The 16646-nt window shown below is 37.5% G+C and carries 13 protein-coding genes; 7 read left to right on the top strand and 6 right to left on the bottom strand.

Translation table 11 applies throughout. The features are described 5' to 3' along the window. Positions 1 to 18: 18 nt before the first annotated feature. Positions 19 to 1971: an aconitate hydratase gene (locus BMX40_RS06165; RefSeq protein ID WP_090867922.1), complete on the bottom strand. Its 1953-nt coding sequence runs from the start codon at positions 1969 to 1971 to the stop codon at positions 19 to 21. 239 nt (positions 1972 to 2210) lie between these two features. Between BMX40_RS06165 and BMX40_RS06170 the strand changes: the two genes are divergently transcribed. Further along, positions 2211 to 3005 (top strand): TIGR00266 family protein, encoded by a 795-nt coding sequence (locus BMX40_RS06170; RefSeq protein WP_090867925.1) that lies wholly within the window; start codon positions 2211 to 2213, stop codon positions 3003 to 3005. Positions 3006 to 3069: 64 nt separating this feature from the next. On the opposite strand, the gene BMX40_RS06175 is transcribed toward BMX40_RS06170, so the two are convergent. Continuing rightward, positions 3070 to 3960: a YitT family protein gene (locus BMX40_RS06175; protein ID WP_244513387.1), complete on the bottom strand. Its 891-nt coding sequence runs from the start codon at positions 3958 to 3960 to the stop codon at positions 3070 to 3072. Positions 3961 to 4157: 197 nt separating this feature from the next. Between BMX40_RS06175 and ltaS the strand changes: the two genes are divergently transcribed. From ltaS to BMX40_RS06205, 6 genes are all read left to right on the top strand, one after another. Continuing rightward, positions 4158 to 6161 carry a lipoteichoic acid synthase gene (gene ltaS, locus BMX40_RS06180; RefSeq protein WP_090867929.1) on the top strand — a complete coding sequence of 668 codons (2004 nt, stop codon included), beginning with the start codon at positions 4158 to 4160 and terminating at the stop codon, positions 6159 to 6161. A gap of 179 nt (positions 6162 to 6340) precedes the next feature. Then, positions 6341 to 6520 (top strand): YfhD family protein, encoded by a 180-nt coding sequence (locus BMX40_RS06185; protein WP_090867931.1) that lies wholly within the window; start codon positions 6341 to 6343, stop codon positions 6518 to 6520. A gap of 112 nt (positions 6521 to 6632) precedes the next feature. Beyond that, complete coding sequence (locus tag BMX40_RS06190; RefSeq protein WP_090867933.1) at positions 6633 to 7082, top strand: YueI family protein; 450 nt, start codon at positions 6633 to 6635, stop codon at positions 7080 to 7082. Between the two features lie 109 nt (positions 7083 to 7191). Continuing rightward, positions 7192 to 7440, top strand: coding sequence for a DNA alkylation repair protein (locus BMX40_RS06195; protein ID WP_090867935.1), 249 nt, complete (start codon positions 7192 to 7194; stop codon positions 7438 to 7440). 154 nt (positions 7441 to 7594) lie between these two features. Further along, positions 7595 to 8119: a type 1 glutamine amidotransferase domain-containing protein gene (locus BMX40_RS06200; protein ID WP_090867937.1), complete on the top strand. Its 525-nt coding sequence runs from the start codon at positions 7595 to 7597 to the stop codon at positions 8117 to 8119. Between the two features lie 213 nt (positions 8120 to 8332). Continuing rightward, positions 8333 to 10315 carry an acetoacetate--CoA ligase gene (locus BMX40_RS06205; RefSeq protein ID WP_090867939.1) on the top strand — a complete coding sequence of 661 codons (1983 nt, stop codon included), beginning with the start codon at positions 8333 to 8335 and terminating at the stop codon, positions 10313 to 10315. A 62-nt stretch (positions 10316 to 10377) separates the two neighbouring features. On the opposite strand, the gene BMX40_RS06210 is transcribed toward BMX40_RS06205, so the two are convergent. From BMX40_RS06210 to BMX40_RS06225, 4 genes are all read right to left on the bottom strand, one after another. Continuing rightward, positions 10378 to 10767, bottom strand: a complete 390-nt coding sequence (locus BMX40_RS06210; protein ID WP_090867942.1) for a thiol-disulfide oxidoreductase DCC family protein — start codon at positions 10765 to 10767, stop codon at positions 10378 to 10380. Between the two features lie 216 nt (positions 10768 to 10983). Then, the gene (gene panF, locus BMX40_RS06215; RefSeq protein ID WP_090867944.1) at positions 10984 to 12432 is read right to left on the bottom strand and encodes a sodium/pantothenate symporter; all 1449 of its coding nucleotides are present in this window, start codon (positions 12430 to 12432) and stop codon (positions 10984 to 10986) included. Then, positions 12429 to 12707 (bottom strand): YhdT family protein, encoded by a 279-nt coding sequence (locus BMX40_RS06220; protein ID WP_090867946.1) that lies wholly within the window; start codon positions 12705 to 12707, stop codon positions 12429 to 12431. Before BMX40_RS06220 ends, panF begins: the two co-directional genes overlap by 4 nt. Before the next feature lie 224 nt (positions 12708 to 12931). Next, positions 12932 to 16618, bottom strand: coding sequence for a 5'-nucleotidase C-terminal domain-containing protein (locus tag BMX40_RS06225; protein ID WP_090867948.1), 3687 nt, complete (start codon positions 16616 to 16618; stop codon positions 12932 to 12934). Between the last annotated feature and the right edge of the window lie 28 nt (positions 16619 to 16646).

The raw sequence follows: 16646 nt of genomic DNA on the forward strand, positions 1-16646 counted from the left end.
TACAAACCCTCCATTCGTTTATGATTTAATCCTGCGATCTTTCACCCAATTTATAATTCCACCTTTTAACATGATATCTACTTGCCGCTCTGATAAGGCATGACGTACTTTTATTTCTTTATTTTTTCCTTTTACTTGAACACTAAATTCATTACCTTGTTTTACTTTATCACGTAAACCAGTTGCTTCAATAACATCCCCTTGTTCAAGTTCATCGTAATCTGCTTCATTCACAAATGTTAGTGGTAGCACTCCAAAATTAACAAGGTTTTGCCAGTGGATTCTCGCAAAGTCTTTCACTAAAGCAACACGCAAACCAAGATACCTTGGTGCTAATGCTGCATGTTCTCTACTAGATCCTTGCCCATAATTAAACCCTCCAACAATTGCATGACCACCTTTATCAACGGTTTCCTTCCCACGTTTGTGATAGGCTTCATCAATTATTTCGAAGGTGAATTTACTTATTTCAGGGAGATTGCTTCGATATGGTAATACGCGAGCTCCACCCGCAAGAATTTCATCAGTCGAAATGTTATCCCCCATTTTAAGTAAAATAGGAAGTTCAATTTTATCAGGCATTTCATCCATCTCTGGAATGGAAGCTATATTTGGCCCTTTTTCCAATTGAACATTTCTCGCTTCTTCATATGGTAATGGTTCATCTAGTAGATTCACATCTATTGTTGGATGCTTTGGATCCTTCACCTTTGGATATTTCATATCGAGAGAACGTGGATCTGTTATTTTTCCTGTTAACGCAGATGCTGCAGCAGTTTCCGGACTACAAAGAAAAACACTATCCTCCCTTGTACCCGATCTTCCAGGGAAGTTTCTTGGTGTTGTGCGTAAGCTATTTCGTCCAGAAGCAGGTGCTTGCCCCATGCCAATACAACCATTACAGCCTGCTTGATGAAGGCGCCCACCAGAAGAAAGCAAGCTAGCAATATGACTTTCTTTTACTAAGTCCGTCAGCATCTGTCTAGATGTAGGGTTAATATCAAAGGAAACCCCACCTGCAATATGCTTTCCTTTTACGATTTCAGCAGCTACTGCAAAATCGCGGAATCCAGGATTTGCAGAGGATCCTACATACGATTGATAAATTGGTGTACCTTCTACCTCTTTAACAGGAACAACATTTCCAGGACTGGAAGGCTTTGCAATAAGTGGTTCAATCTCGGATAAATTTAATTCTTCATCTATGTCATAGGTTGCACCCTTATCAGCTACTAGTTCTTTCCAGTCTTCTTCCCGATCTTGTTCTTTTAAAAACCGCTTAATTTCTTTATCAGACGGAAACACAGTTCCTGTTGCACCGAGCTCTGCCCCCATATTAGCTATTACGTGGCGATCCATTGCACTTAATGATTCTAAACCTGGACCATAATACTCGATCACCTTTCCTACTCCACCTTTTACATCATGACGACGTAGCAGCTCTAGAATCACATCCTTTGCACTTACCCAATCTGGAAGTTCTCCTGTTAATTTAATTCCCCAGACTTTAGGCATTTTTACATAAAACGGTTCACCAGCAATCGCCATGGCAACATCTATGCCTCCAGCTCCCATGGCAAGCATACCCATACACCCATTTGCACATGTATGGCTGTCAGAACCAAGTAATGTTTTTCCAGGCTTTGCTAACCGTTGCATGTGGACGGGGTGACTAACTCCATTACCAGGGCGACTATGATAAAGCCCAAATCTTTTCGCAGCACTATGTAGGAATAAGTGGTCATCTGGATTTTTACTATCCTCTTGAATGATATTATGATCCACATACTGTGCTGACGCCTCTGTTTTTGCACGATCCAATTCCATCGCTTCAAGCTCTAGCATAACCAAAGTTCCTGTAGCGTCTTGGGTTAACGTTTGATCAATTTTCAGTCCAATTTCCATTCCAGGAGTCATTTCTCCGCTAACAAGATGGTCTTTAATTAATTTTTGCGTTATATTTAATGCCATCGTATTTCCTCCTTAAGAAATTAATATCTTCCTATTATATTCTATGGAGTTTTTCAAATTATTATCCCGCTTGAACAAAGGAAGACAAGTGAAATAAAGCGGAAGCGTCAATCAGTGGTGGATATATCCAGTTATATGCAGAAAAAATTTCCTTATTAGAATCAATAAATACAAAAGTTGAATCTTTTTGGTTTACAAACCGTATACATACTAATAAGCCTTTTGAAAGGACTGGGAATATGAATAATCACGAAATTGATTACAAACTTTATGGTGATGATATGCAGTTTGTTGAGGTGGAGCTTGATCCACAAGAAACTGTAATAGCTGAAGCAGGTAGCCTTATGATGATGGATGACCAAATCCGCATGGAAACAATCTTTGGAGATGGCTCCAATCAAAGTGGCGGGTTAATGGGTAAATTAATTGGTGCTGGAAAGCGTGTTTTAACTGGGGAAAGTTTATTTATGACGACTTTTACAAATGAGGGGGCAGGTAAAAAGCATGTATCATTTGCCTCTCCATACCCTGGTAAGATTATTCCAATGGATTTAAGTGAGATTAACGGGAAGTTAATTTGTCAGAAGGATGCTTTTTTGGCTGCAGCAAAAGGCGTTGCAGTTGGTGTTGAATTTCAACGCAAAATTGGTACTGGTTTCTTTGGTGGGGAAGGATTTATTATGCAAAAGCTCGAAGGAGACGGGATGTCATTCGTCCATGCTGGTGGTACTATACATAAAAGGGAGCTACAAGTAGGAGAAACCTTACGTGTTGACACCGGTTGTTTAGTTGCGATGACTGGCGACATTGATTACAACATAGAATATGTCGGCGGGGTAAAAACTGCATTATTTGGAGGAGAAGGTTTATTTTTCGCAACCTTAAAAGGACCTGGGACAGTTTGGGTTCAATCCCTTCCATTCAGCAGACTTGCAAGTAGAGTATTTGCTGCAGCTCCAGAACGTGGTGGGTCAAAAGGAGAAGGTAGTGTTGCTGGAGGATTGTTTGACCTCTTAGGAGGAGACAGGCGTTAATTAAATTTAGGTAAGCAGATCCTAATTTAAAAACGCACTCCTTAGCTTGGCGGAGTGCGTTTTTTTATAATTTCTGTCCATAGTATTTATCCAATGAAAAACCTCTTCCAAGGATCTCAGATGCATTAATGAATACAACAAAGGAGTTTGGTTCATCTTGTTGAAGTACTTTTCTTAAATACACAGCTTCCTGCTGTTCTGCAACACATAAGATCATTGTTTTGTCTTTATTGGAATATCCACCTACCGAGCGTACTTTTGTAAGCCCTCGGTCAATTCCGTCACGAATAATAGATTGTATTTTTTCTTCCTCTTCCGAGATAATTAAGATCAACTTTGAAGAGGACGTTCTTAACTGAACAACATCAATGGCTTTACTACATATATAAATTGTCATAAGTGCAAATAAAGTTAATTCTAAATTGAATACAATAATGGATCCAATCACGACAATTCCATCAACAATTAATTGCGAATAACCACTAGATATCCCGGTGAATTTTTTTACTACCTGAGCAATAGCAGCGGTTCCACCTGTCGAACCATTTCCTTTGTATACAATTCCTAGACCAACACCAAGAACAATCCCACCATAGATTGCACCTAAAATTGGATTTGTTACAGTAAGCGGAATATCTTCACTTAACCAAATAATAAAAGGCACCCAAAAAGTTCCGACTAAAGTCTTACCACTAAAATCTTTCCCCAATGCAAACCAACCAATAATAAAGATTGGTAAATTAATAATAAATTGGGTTAGCGCTGGACTTAATTCATATAGTTCAAATAAGATCGTACTGATCCCTGAGATTCCACCTGCTGCAAGCTTTGCAGGTAGCAAAAAAATATTATAAGACAGTGCTACTAAAGAAGCACCAAATATAATATAGATATACTCTTTCACAGTTTTGTTTAGCTTATTTACGATGCTCATAGATGCAACGTTCCTTTCCATTGTGAAATGCACACAAAATCTATTCTAACATAAATAGAATCATTTTTAGGTCTATTTCTCTATGAATCATAAAAAGTGAAAACTTTCCCAATGGTAAAAAATGTAAAAACGCTTGCACCTTTTTTAAATATCGGTTAGAATAAAAACTTGATGAAATTACAATCATCTATAATTAGAAGAAATATGGGGTGAATACGATGAAAAAAATCTTTACATCAAAGATAAGTTTCTTCTTCGTAGCTGTTATTTTACTTTGGATAAAATCGTATTTTATATATGTTACTGAATTTAGATTAGATATAAAAGGTGGAGTACAAGAGTTTCTTTTGTTCTTTAACCCTCTTAGTTCTGCTTTAATTTTTCTCGGTCTAGCATTATTTGCTAAAGGAAAACGTGCTGGTATATGGATTATTCTGATAGACACAATCATGAGTATCCTATTATATGCCAATGTTGTCTATTATCGATTTAACAATGATTACATCACATTACCGACAATGACTCAAACGGATAATTTCGGTAGTCTTGGTGGTAGTATTGTGAGCCTTGCTAATTGGACAGATCTATTGTTTGCAGTTGACATCATCATTCTTATTGCCTTATTTATTTGGAGTAAGAAATACTGGTCAACGAAACGTATGCATTTTAGAACACCATTATTAGTACTGATCGCAGGCGCAATTGCATTTTCGGTTAACTTAAGTATGGCAGAAGCAGATCGACCTGAATTATTAAAACGGACATTTGATCGTAACTATATCGTTAAGTATCTAGGCATTTATAACTTTGCCTTATATGATGCAGTTCAAAATGTAAAAACATCATCACAACGTGTCTTAGCTGACAGCAGTGATATTGCAGAAGTTGAAAACTATACAAAGAATAAGTATGCAGAGCCAAATGATGAATTATTTGGTGTGGCAGAAGGAAAAAATATTATTAAAATTCATTTAGAATCATTCCAATCATTCTTGATCGATTTTGAATTACATGGGGAAGAGGTTACACCTTTTATCAATTCCTTAGTTCATGATCAAGAAAAGAATTACACGTATTTTGATAACTTTTTCCATCAAACGGAACAAGGGAAAACAGCAGATGCGGAATTTTTATTAGCTAACTCTATTTATGGATTACCACAGGGTTCTGCATTTGTAACACGCGGAAATAACACGTACCAAGCTTTTTCTGCAATCCTAAATCAAGAGTTAAATTATAACTCATCTGTATTCCATGGAGATTATAAATCCTTCTGGAATCGTGACGAAATATACAAGCAATTCGGTATCGATACGTACTTTGATGCTAGTTATTATGATATGAATGAAGAAAATGTCATTAACTATGGTCTAAAAGATAAACCATTCTTTGAAGAATCTATGCCATTATTGGAATCTTTGGATGAGCCATTTTATGCACACTTACAAACATTAACACATCACCATCCTTATTTAATTGATGAAGAGGAAGCAACTATTGCTCCGGCAGAAACTGGCGATAAATCAGTCGACCGTTATTTCCAAACTGCTCGCTATCTAGACGAGGCCTTGGAACAATTCATTACAGATCTAAAAGAATCTGGCTTATATGAGGATTCTGTTATCATGATCTATGGTGACCACTATGGTATATCTCAAAACCATAACCGTGCCATGAAGGAATTATTAGGTGAAGAAATTACACCGTTTAAGAATGCACAGTTACAGCGCGTTCCATTTATCATTAAAGTACCTGGAGTCGAAGGACAAGGAACAAACCATAACTATGGTGGTTTAATTGATGTAATGCCAACAATGCTTCACTTAATGGGAATAAACGCACAAGACTATATCCAATTTGGAACAGATTTATTCTCAGATGATCATAATCAAGTCGTGCCATTCCGTAATGGTGACGTCATTACACCAGAATTTAGTGTTGTGTCAGACACTTATTACGACACGGTGACAGGTGAGGAAATAGAACCAACAGAAGAAATGAAAGAAATTGTCGAAGGTGCCCACCATGAACTGGAATTGTCCGATAAATTGTTAAATGGAGATTTATTACGTTTTTACCAACCAACAGAAGCTTGGGAACCAGTGGATCCTTCCAATTATAAGTATGGAAAAGAAGAAAATGAGCAACTTGAACAAGAATATGAAGAACCATTTGATGATGTCTTATATTTAGAAGATAAAGAAGAAAATAGTGAGCGCTAAAACAACAAGCAATCGATAGGATTTTATCCTGTTGATTGCTTCTTTTTTACATTTTTCACTTTATATAGAGCATACTAATATGGAAGCTTAGTATGGATTACGAATGCTAAGTTATACAGGGTAGAAAAAGTTTTTCTTTATTTACTGCTACGAAAAAATGACGAAAGAGGTGCTTACACATGGGTGGAAGAGATGATCATAACAAGTCAAAAGGACATAACTACCTCGCACAAACTCCAAAGAATCAGAAGGCAGATGGACTAGATATAGAGTTTTCAGAGGAATTAGCAGACCACGAAGATAAAGAGGCTCAAGCAAGAAGTCGTGCTGCAGATCTACGCGCAAAAAAAAAGAAGTAAGTACTCAGGCGATTCTTCTAACGAATCGCCTCTTTTCTAAATCAAATTATTGCAAGTAACAGAGCATATACATACAATAAGAGTATAATTTATATAAAAGTGAGGTTTATAAATGACGAAGAAAAACGTTGAAGATTACCTCAACGAAGGAATATATGGCACCCGCTTACCGAAGCAAGGCGAACGAAATTATTTTTTAGGAACATTACGTGAACGAATTGTCCTTGCATTAAAGAAAGGACAAGTGATGACAGATAAGGGACTGGAAAAGTTAGAAGAGGAAATGAAAAAAAATAAAGACGCAAAACTAATCTTTAATGGAGATGTCGCAAGTAAGTTTCTCAAAGAAGAAAAAGAACTTGCAGATAAGTATAATATTCCATATACCGTTGTCACAAACGAGGAATCAGAAACAGATATTGGTGCTGTTTTAGCTTACGATTATGCGGTTGAACGGGAAAATATCTATCTATTAGAAGAACAAGAGAATGATGACCAGGAAACCGATGAGAAGGAAGTGTCTACTTCATTCATTTCAAAAATCAAAAATATGTTTCAGTAAAATGAATATTCAATTCAGGGTTAACTGCCCGCTATTTGCATGGAAATTTGTAACTTAATCACACATAATTTCTTCCACCAAACAAATAATAATGGTGGAGGTGTATACCATGGCACGTTATTTATGCCCAAACTGTAAAACAAATCGATCCCGCTTCAATATTATCGAACAAGTTGCAAAACCTGTAAAATTGGATCCGCAAACTGGCGACATCATCAACGACTATACATCAGGACCGGTTGAGGTCTTCCATACCACCTATAAGGGGCCAAAATATAAGATTCAGTGTGGCTCTTGTGGGCTAATAGAGGATGAACAAAATTTCATTAAATTTGCAGAATACGATAATCAAAAATAAAGTGAGTCTTCAATCAGTGGGAGTTACATAATCCCCACTGTATTGTTAGGTGACGAATCGGACACTTGACTTTCAGTCGATCCCCACTTAACTTGGTTTTACTTTGGTTGGATCACATAGTTTAAGTTGTTACAATAAGGTTAGGAGGGGTTATATGCGTTTAAAAGATAAAAAAGTAATTGCCTTAATAGATGAAGATTTTGAGGATCTAGAACTATGGTATCCCATATTACGTCTTCAAGAAGAAGGCGCACAGGTTGATTTAGTAGGTAAGGAAGCTAAAAACAAATACATCGGAAAATATGGTGTACCAGCAGAATCTGATTACTCCTTTTCTGATATTACTATAGAAGATTATGATGCCATTTTAGTTCCTGGAGGATGGGCACCGGATAAACTACGGCGCTTTCCAGAAGTCCTCGATTTCGTGAAGCACATGGATCAAGCGAAGAAACTAATTGGGCAAATCTGCCATGCAGGTTGGGTGTTAATCTCTGCGGATATTCTGCAAGGTAAAAAAGTTACCAGTACACCAGGTATTAAGGATGATATGACAAACGCTGGAGCTACTTGGGTTAACGAAGCTGTCACGGTAGATGGACATCTTATCTCTAGTCGCCGTCCGCCAGATTTACCTGAATACATGAAGGTATTTGCCGATAAGCTAGCGGAACAATAACTATCAATTTTATTTCTAGGTATTCTTCTTTTAGGATACCTAGATTTTTATCTTTCATAGGATGAGTGGTTTAACTCTGAAATGGAAAATCTTTACGTCATTATTACTACTAGGTATTATATAATGATAGAATTGAAAACAAAGGACCTTTACACATAGAAAGCGGTTCCATATAATAAGATTAATTAGCGATATAATTCAGGGAGTGATTACGTGGAACGAATTGAAGAAGGTACATTGCTATGGGAACCGAATGAACAACAAAAAGTTAACTCAAATATCTATCAATATATGAATTGGTTAAAAAGCCATAAGAAACTTCATTTTTCCGATTATCATTCTCTTTGGGAATGGTCCGTTCAAGAAATAGAAGAGTTTTGGGAATCCATTTGGCAGTACTTTGACATTCAATCTGATGGAACCTATGAGTCTGTTTTAACAACCCATCAAATGCCTGGAGCCGAGTGGTTTTCTCAAGCATCACTTAACTACACGGAACACATCTTTCGCAACCGAGATAAACATACAACTGCCATTATACATAATTCAGAAATTCGCAAAAGAACTGAAGTAACCTGGGAAAAGCTTTATCAAGATACGACAGCTTTACAGCAAACATTAATGAATTTAGGTGTGCGAAAAGGCGATCGTGTCGTTGCATATGTTGCAAATATCTATGAATCTACTGTTGCATTTTTAGCAACTGCTAGCTTAGGCGCCATTTGGTCTAGTGCCTCCCCTGATTTCGGAACTCAAAGCGTTATTGACCGATTTAAACAAATTGAGCCAAAAGTTATGGTAACCGTAGATGGATATAGCTATGGTGGAAAAAAGTTTGATCGAACAGCTATTGTTGAAAACATTCAAGCCCAACTTCCGACATTAGAAGCAACAATCGCAATCCCTTACTTAAACAACAATGCCGACTTTAATCATTTGAAAAATGTTACGTTATGGGACGACGCCATAAAATATGACGGTAATACAATTCTCACTTATGAACGTGTACCATTTAATGATCCGCTATGGGTTTTATTTTCGTCTGGAACAACTGGAAAACCGAAACCAATTGTGCAAAGTCAAGGTGGCATCCTTTTGGAGCATTTAAAAGCACTTAGCTTTCACGTCGATTTAGACGAAAATGATCGCTTTTTTTGGTTTACGACAACTGGCTGGATGATGTGGAACTTCCTTGTAGGTGGATTACTTACAGGTAGCACAATTATCTTATATGATGGTAATCCAGCATATCCAGACAAAAAAGCGCTTTGGAAACTTGCAGAAGACACATCAATGACGGTATTAGGAACGAGTGCAAGCTACATTACTGCATGTATGAAGGAGGATTTTTCACCAAAAGAATCCTTTCAATTATCCCAATTAAAGAGCATCGGTTCAACCGGCTCCCCCCTTCCGCCAGAAGGATTTAAATGGTGTTATGATCATGTTAAAGAAGACCTTTGGATCGCATCTGCAAGTGGTGGTACGGACGTCTGTACCGCATTTATTTTAGGGGTGCCTATTCTACCAGTATATGCAGGTGAACTACAATGTAGGGGATTAGGTGCAAAAATTGAAAGCTTTACCGATGAAGGGGAAGCTAAAATTGAAGAGGTGGGCGAACTTGTTTTAACAGAACCATTCCCTTCAATGCCAATCTACTTTTGGAATGATATTGACGGATCCAGGTTAAGGGAGAGCTATTTTGACATGTTCCCAGGAGTTTGGCGTCACGGAGATTATTTAAAGGTTACAGAACGTGGTACATGTGTTATTTACGGAAGATCTGACGCTACCATCAACAGAGGTGGAATTCGCATTGGAACAAGCGAAATTTATCGAGCAGTGGATCAAGTAAAGGAAATAGCTGATAGCCTAATTGTAGATATTCCAAAAGACAACGGGGATTCCTTTGTTCCATTGTTTGTGATAATGAAAGATGGATATGTTTTAACAGCAGAAATTAAACATGCAATTAAACAACAAATTAAAACACAATGCTCACCAAGGCATGTCCCAACTGATATCTACCATGCACCAGACCTACCAAAAACCTTAAACGGCAAGAAGCTTGAAATACCGGTTAAGAAGCTTTTAATGGGTAAACCATTGGATCAGGTAGTTAATAAGGGATCTTTAAGTAACGAAAAATCATTAGAGTATTTTTTGCATTTTGCTAAACAAGAAATGTATTAAGCAACAGAAGAAAACGGTGTCTCCTAAAAAGGGACACCGTTTTTTTATATAGGAAAATAATTTCACAAAAAGCGATCTCTGACCTCTGGAGGAGGCAACATACAACTGTCTCTTTTACCAAACCACTTATATCGATTTTTGGCTATTATCCCATATGCAAAATCCCGAATCGGTTTTGGAACAATGAGGAATCCATATAAAAGTCTCCACAAGCCCTTCAGGTTTTTACATATTCGAAGAGCTGCTGATGATTTGGAATAATATTTATTATTTTCGATTAAAATCATGCTATCTATATCAGTTGGAACATCGAAATCTTTTATAAGTTTTTTTCCTGCGTCGCTCTGTAATGATGCAAATTGAAAATAGTGTTTTTCATCTCTTTTTAATATAAATTGAACACTCTGATCACAAAAATTACAAACACCATCAAACAGTATGATACCACTCATGACAACCCGCCTCCATGTAAGCCATGCTTCACCTAAACTATAACATGATAAAGTATTGAATTCTATGAAGGAGGATGAAGTCCCGAGATGCGGTAGCATGAAGAGGACTAGCAGTTGCCATCAATAAGCAAAATGTATTTCCGTTCCGGGTCCTCCCATTCTTCGGAACGCACGTAATTTATATCAAATTTATAGAAACACCTAATGATAATGTTATTAGGATAAATTCATTTGATTGGAAACAAACTTCTTCGTTGCCAAACTAACAATAACATAGGCAAAGAAAGCAACAAAAATTGGTAAAACAACTGCATGCATACCAAATGGTTGTGCAAATACCTCAAAGTCAGAAAGAATATATAAACCTACCCCTACAATCATTGATGCAATTGCGCCATATTTGTTTCCATGCTTCCAGTAAAGCCCCATTACAACTGGCCAAATAAAGGCAGCCTCCAAACCACCAAAGGCGAATAGATTTAACCAAATAATTAATTCCGGTGGATTTAAAGACATTAAAAATACAATAATCCCTAATACGGCTGTTATACCAATACTAAGCCATTTCACACGTTGGTGAGATGCTTTTGGCTGTACATAATTTAAATATACGTCCTTTACAATCGATGAACTAACTAATAATAACAGCGAATCAACGGTAGACATAATTGCAGCCATTGGTGCAGCCAATACAATTCCAGCTAGCCAGGCTGGCATTACTTCAAGGGCAATTAACGGCATTACCGTATCTGGAACATCAATCCCAGGTAAGATCGGCCTTGCAAAAACACCAATCAAATGCATATTTAACATGATAAATCCAACGACAATCGTCCCAATAATTAATGCTCGGTGCATGGAGCGAGAATTTTTGTAAGACATAGAGCGTACAGCAATTTGTGGTAAAGCAACAACCCCAACACCAACAAGGATCCAAAAGGAAGATACATAGGCCGGTGTTAGACTAGCTTCCGAGCCAAATGGCGTAACTAAATTCGGATTTTCAGCTGTTAGATCCCCTATAATAGAGGAAATTCCACCACCTGCAATAATGACAGCAATTAACAAGATCAATGTTCCAATAAACATAACAGTTCCTTGAATTGCATCTGTTAAAGCTACTGCTCGAAATCCACCAATTGTGACATATAGTAAAACGGATAAAGCAAAAATAAATAATGCAGATATATACGATAAACCTGTAAGGGATTCTATTAACCTAGCTCCACCAATCCATTGAGCTGCCATAGCTGAAAATAAAAAGATAATAATACTAATAGCAGAAAATAGTACAACCCACTTTGATTGATAGCGCTTCCTCAAGAAGTCAACCATTGTTACAGCTTTATACTTTCGAGTTACAATCGCAAACTTCTTTCCTAAAATCATTAACACAAAATAACCTGTTGCTACTTGTGACATCGCTAGTAATACCCAGCCTAGCCCTTGTGTATAGGCCGTTCCAGGTCCGCCAATAAAACTACTAGCACTTCCGTATGTAGCAGTCATTGTCATTGCTAGTACAAAACCACCTAAACTTCGTCCGCCTAAAAAATACTCATCTAGAAAGTTATTGGAGGATTGAACTTTTTTCCCTGCATACATTCCAACACCAAATATAATGATTAAAAATCCAATTAGTGGGATAATCGCTTCCCAGTTCATTTATTTTCATTCCCTTCTTCCTCTTCATCATCAAAGGGAACCTCTACAAAGAATTTCTTCACTATAAAGGTTACCAATACTGCCATTACAACGAAGCCAACTACACAACTGTAGAAAAACCAATCCGGTAGTCCAAATACATAGGTGTATTCTTCTGGATCTTTGCTTCCCATTCCATAGGCAAAAGCAAACCACCAAATAAAATTAAAGATAACCAATCCAACACCAATTAACGCTTCCCGATTTGCTATTTTAAACCGGTAATCTTCTTGCATGTGTAGACCTCCTTTATTATTAAAAAACTAGTTTACTATTCATCACTTAATAATATACTGTAAAGACACCATAAAAGAAACAGTTAATTTATAATTTTCATATGTAAGAAGCAATTTAAAACATACGTAGAGAGTTTTACCTTATTTGACTACTGAAGATGATGGTTGCTTGTTATATCGGCGAAAAAAGAGGCATTCCCCCTTAATTGGAGAATGCCTTTAAATTAGTCTTCTAAGTTTACCTTTAGAACCTTAGCTTTCACGTCAATCATTTCAAAGGTTTTTGAATTACTACCATTGGTAACAACTAAGGTTACCTCTTTATCTTTTAATATATCAACTTGTTTTTTATTCAGTAGTAATTTTCTAGGCTTTTTGGCATTGTAAATATTGATTACAACCTGAACACCATCTTCTAAAGCTTCTAAATCTCTTGTGTGTACGGTAGCTGTTCCATTGTTTTTCTTCGGTTCTATTTCTACTACGGGTCTTTCTTCTTCACCAGGCACTTCATCCATAACAGCGATTCTACCTTCTGGACCATAAACGATTGGATTTGATTCAGAACTATTCAAACTACGAACAAAATCAACGGTTGCATCGATATCTTCTGGTCCCATAATTGGATTCTGACCAAGCTCTTTAATTGGCCCTTCAGAAGTTCCCATATAATTGTTTATAGTTAACGTATATACTGCCTCTTCATTGATAGGAGAACCATCTGGTAAAGTAATTTCGACAACCTCTTGAAGTTCCGGATTAAATGTATAATGGAATCCTGAGATACTATAGTCAGAACCGTAACTAGATAATTGATCATTTAATATAGGGTAAAGATCTGCACCTTTAATTTCAACACGCATAAGCGTATTTCCAAAGGGCTGAATGTTATATAATTCTCCCCATGTAATCGGCCCCTCTAACAATACATCTCTAATTCCACCACCGTTCATCATAGCGAAATCACTGTCCATTGCCCAGTTCATACCATCTGCAATTAAATTACCTAAACCATGATCAGAATCATTCGTATAACTTCCTGTTAAATCTTGAAAGTTATATCCAACCACTTCATTTATTATTGATGCAATTTCCTCTGCGTAAGTATCTAAAATGGTAGCTACTTTCTCATCTGGAGTATAATCTGCTTGGTTTACAAATTCTACTTCCGCTTCTTTTTCAAAAATGTCTCCTGTCGTACGATCAATTTTCAAATCTACATCTGCAAATGCTTGACCATACTCTGCAGCTTGAACAATTAACTTATTATCCACAACCGCATCTACCACTTGATGATTATGAGCTGCAAAAATAACATCCACTGCATCATCAACATCTCGAGCTAAGTTGGCTGCATCACCAGTTGCACTTTCTCCGGATTGACTTGCAGGCATGTGAGCCAAAACAATTATAGCTTCGACGCCCTGTGCTGTTAGTTGTGATGCTGCATCATTTACCGCTTCTACTTCATCAGTGAATGCTACATTTTCCAAGGAAGAAGGCATAACCATATTGACTGTTTCCTGCGTATTTACACCTATAAAACCAATCTCCACTCCATCGACTTCCTCCACATGGAATGGAAGTAGGAAATTTTCACCTGTATCCTCTTGAATACAATTCGCACAAAGTACCGGGAAATTCATACCATCATAATCATCGGTCCCAAGGCCATCTGGATGCTCTCCACCGTTCACCATTCGTAGCAGTTCATCAAGCCCTTCATCAAACTCGTGGTTCCCTACAGTACCTACATCAAATCCAATTTCCTCCATAATCTCTACTGTTGGTTCATCCTGTAGTAAGCCTGAGACTGGGGAGCTTCCACCAATCATATCGCCTGCATGTACGATGAGTGTGTTTTCATTTCCCATCTTACGTTCCTTTATTGCCGACGCCGTATAATCCATACGGCCATACCAATCACTATTGCCGTCCCCATCAGGATCAAGAGTATATTCTTGATCAATTTTCCCATGCAGATCATTCATGCTTAATAGTTGTAATTCGAGAATATTCGGATCTGCATTATCACCTCCATCTACAGGTGCATATCCATAAGACTCCGCTTCCTCTGCACTGGAGAAAAAGATCCGTTTTTCTACCGGTACATCTGCCCAATCTTGTGGTTCCACATACTCCAGTGTGTCCGAGTTCCCAACATAGCGTAATAATCCTTTTTGATCATCAAATGCTCGAAATACAAAAGGTAGTTCAAGTAATGGATTTTCCGAATTCCATATACCAAGCTCTGCGTCTTTTGCTTCTTTGACTGCGTTTTGATAATCTGGGTATACTTCTTCATCAATCGGAGCTATAAAATACGTAGAAGCATAACCTTGTGCCACCATTTCTAAATTAATATTTATATCATCGTCTTTTCGAATGACTTCTGCTAAAATCCTTCCATAATCATCTGTTGGTTCATCACCTATTTTTAAATATATCTCATCACCTGGTTGCAATAACTCACGCATATAATCTGTTGCTAGATCTCCATAATACTTCTGATTAGCGTTAACCTCTTCTCTATCCGGATCATTATTATGTGCAGCATATGTTTCTGGTGTATCCATATTCAAAAACCGTACTCTTGTTTCTCCGAACACGGGATCAGCAACACGAATCGTATCACCATCCGTTATGCTTTCAACAGTGGTTTCATAAAAACCTTTGGCAGATGGAGGCGCTGGTTGTTCCGCTGCTAGTTCGATATCAGCCTGCTCCGTAGGAATTAACTGATAATCGTTATATTGACTTACAATTGCTGTTACATCATACCATCTATCTGAGTCTACTTGAGAAATATCTAGCGCATTTTCCATCACACGTAAGGTCGTCCCATTAAACTCTTCATCTATAAAGGAAACGTTATATCCTCCACCAGCAGGAGTGTCAGGAATGTTATGAATATAACCGTTAACCTGAACCAATTCACCTTCATAAGACTCAGCTACCTCAGAATCTTGTAAGTCTTCAAGTGTGATTTGTTGTGCTTCAGGTAATTCTTGACCCTTCTCCACTACTTCTATTGAATCTGGAATAATTTCTTTTAAACCATTATAGGAATCTAGTTCCCCTACAACTTGAACCAAATCACCTTTTTCTAGATTTGGTAGTTCTCCTTGCTCATAGGAAAAAAGGTTAATTCCTCCGGTGTCATCTTGAATATAGGTCGTAAATTGTGAGCCATTACTAATCGCTTCATTAGCTGCTGTTACAATTCCTTCCACTGTAACTATTGTTCCATCACTAAGCTCACGAGCATCGGCAATGTCAATCGTTTCACCTGGTTCACCTGGTTCTCCAGGATCATTAGGGTCCACGCCATCCATTGTATGGCTTCCAAGATACGCAAATGTATCCTGAGCGTAGTCCGTCCACTCCATTTCCTCATACGTATTCTTCGGTGCAGTAACAGACGCATCTCTAACGAACGTCTTATCTTGTCCAAAGCTCTCTCGTTCACCGACTATTCCTATAACGTCTAATACTTGATCATTTTTTGCGAGTACGAATGCGTCATCTCCATTGAAGTTTATAAGTGCACCATTCGTCATGTCAGACACATCTATTATGGCTTGATCAGCACTTGGATGAGCCATCACAAGGACATCTCCATGCTCCAATTCGCCAGACAGATTCAGGGTTTGCGTTGGTGTACTAGCCCCATTGCTATACAATTGTAGTTGATATGCTCCTAAATCTACTACTTGCCCGGTCCCATTAAAAATTTCAATTGCTTTATTATACGAGCTGCCTTCAATATACTCAGAGATAAACAAATCCTCAGCAAATTCTTCTTCGCTTTCCGCTGAGACTTTCATAGTAAATACCGATGAAAAGTTCATAAATACAAGCGCAAAAATAAGAAATAAGTAAAACCCTTTTTGAACAATTGAATTTTTCATTCGTACCCTCCATTTAATATAATATTGT

Source organism: Oceanobacillus limi (assembly GCF_900111445.1).
GTDB lineage: Bacteria > Bacillota > Bacilli > Bacillales > Amphibacillaceae > Ornithinibacillus > Ornithinibacillus limi.

Excerpts from the sequence above, each read along its gene's own strand:
- BMX40_RS06165 (WP_090867922.1), bottom strand. The coding sequence starts at position 1,971 with ATGGCATTAAATATAACGCAAAAATTAATTAAAGACCATCTTGTTAGC.
- BMX40_RS06170 (WP_090867925.1), top strand. The coding sequence starts at position 2,211 with ATGAATAATCACGAAATTGATTACAAACTTTATGGTGATGATATGCAG.
- BMX40_RS06175 (WP_244513387.1), bottom strand. The coding sequence starts at position 3,960 with ATGGAAAGGAACGTTGCATCTATGAGCATCGTAAATAAGCTAAACAAA.
- ltaS (WP_090867929.1), top strand. The coding sequence starts at position 4,158 with ATGAAAAAAATCTTTACATCAAAGATAAGTTTCTTCTTCGTAGCTGTT.
- BMX40_RS06185 (WP_090867931.1), top strand. The coding sequence starts at position 6,341 with ATGGGTGGAAGAGATGATCATAACAAGTCAAAAGGACATAACTACCTC.
- BMX40_RS06190 (WP_090867933.1), top strand. The coding sequence starts at position 6,633 with ATGACGAAGAAAAACGTTGAAGATTACCTCAACGAAGGAATATATGGC.
- BMX40_RS06195 (WP_090867935.1), top strand. The coding sequence starts at position 7,192 with ATGGCACGTTATTTATGCCCAAACTGTAAAACAAATCGATCCCGCTTC.
- BMX40_RS06200 (WP_090867937.1), top strand. The coding sequence starts at position 7,595 with ATGCGTTTAAAAGATAAAAAAGTAATTGCCTTAATAGATGAAGATTTT.
- BMX40_RS06210 (WP_090867942.1), bottom strand. The coding sequence starts at position 10,767 with ATGAGTGGTATCATACTGTTTGATGGTGTTTGTAATTTTTGTGATCAG.
- panF (WP_090867944.1), bottom strand. The coding sequence starts at position 12,432 with ATGAACTGGGAAGCGATTATCCCACTAATTGGATTTTTAATCATTATA.
- BMX40_RS06220 (WP_090867946.1), bottom strand. The coding sequence starts at position 12,707 with ATGCAAGAAGATTACCGGTTTAAAATAGCAAATCGGGAAGCGTTAATT.
- BMX40_RS06225 (WP_090867948.1), bottom strand. The coding sequence starts at position 16,618 with ATGAAAAATTCAATTGTTCAAAAAGGGTTTTACTTATTTCTTATTTTT.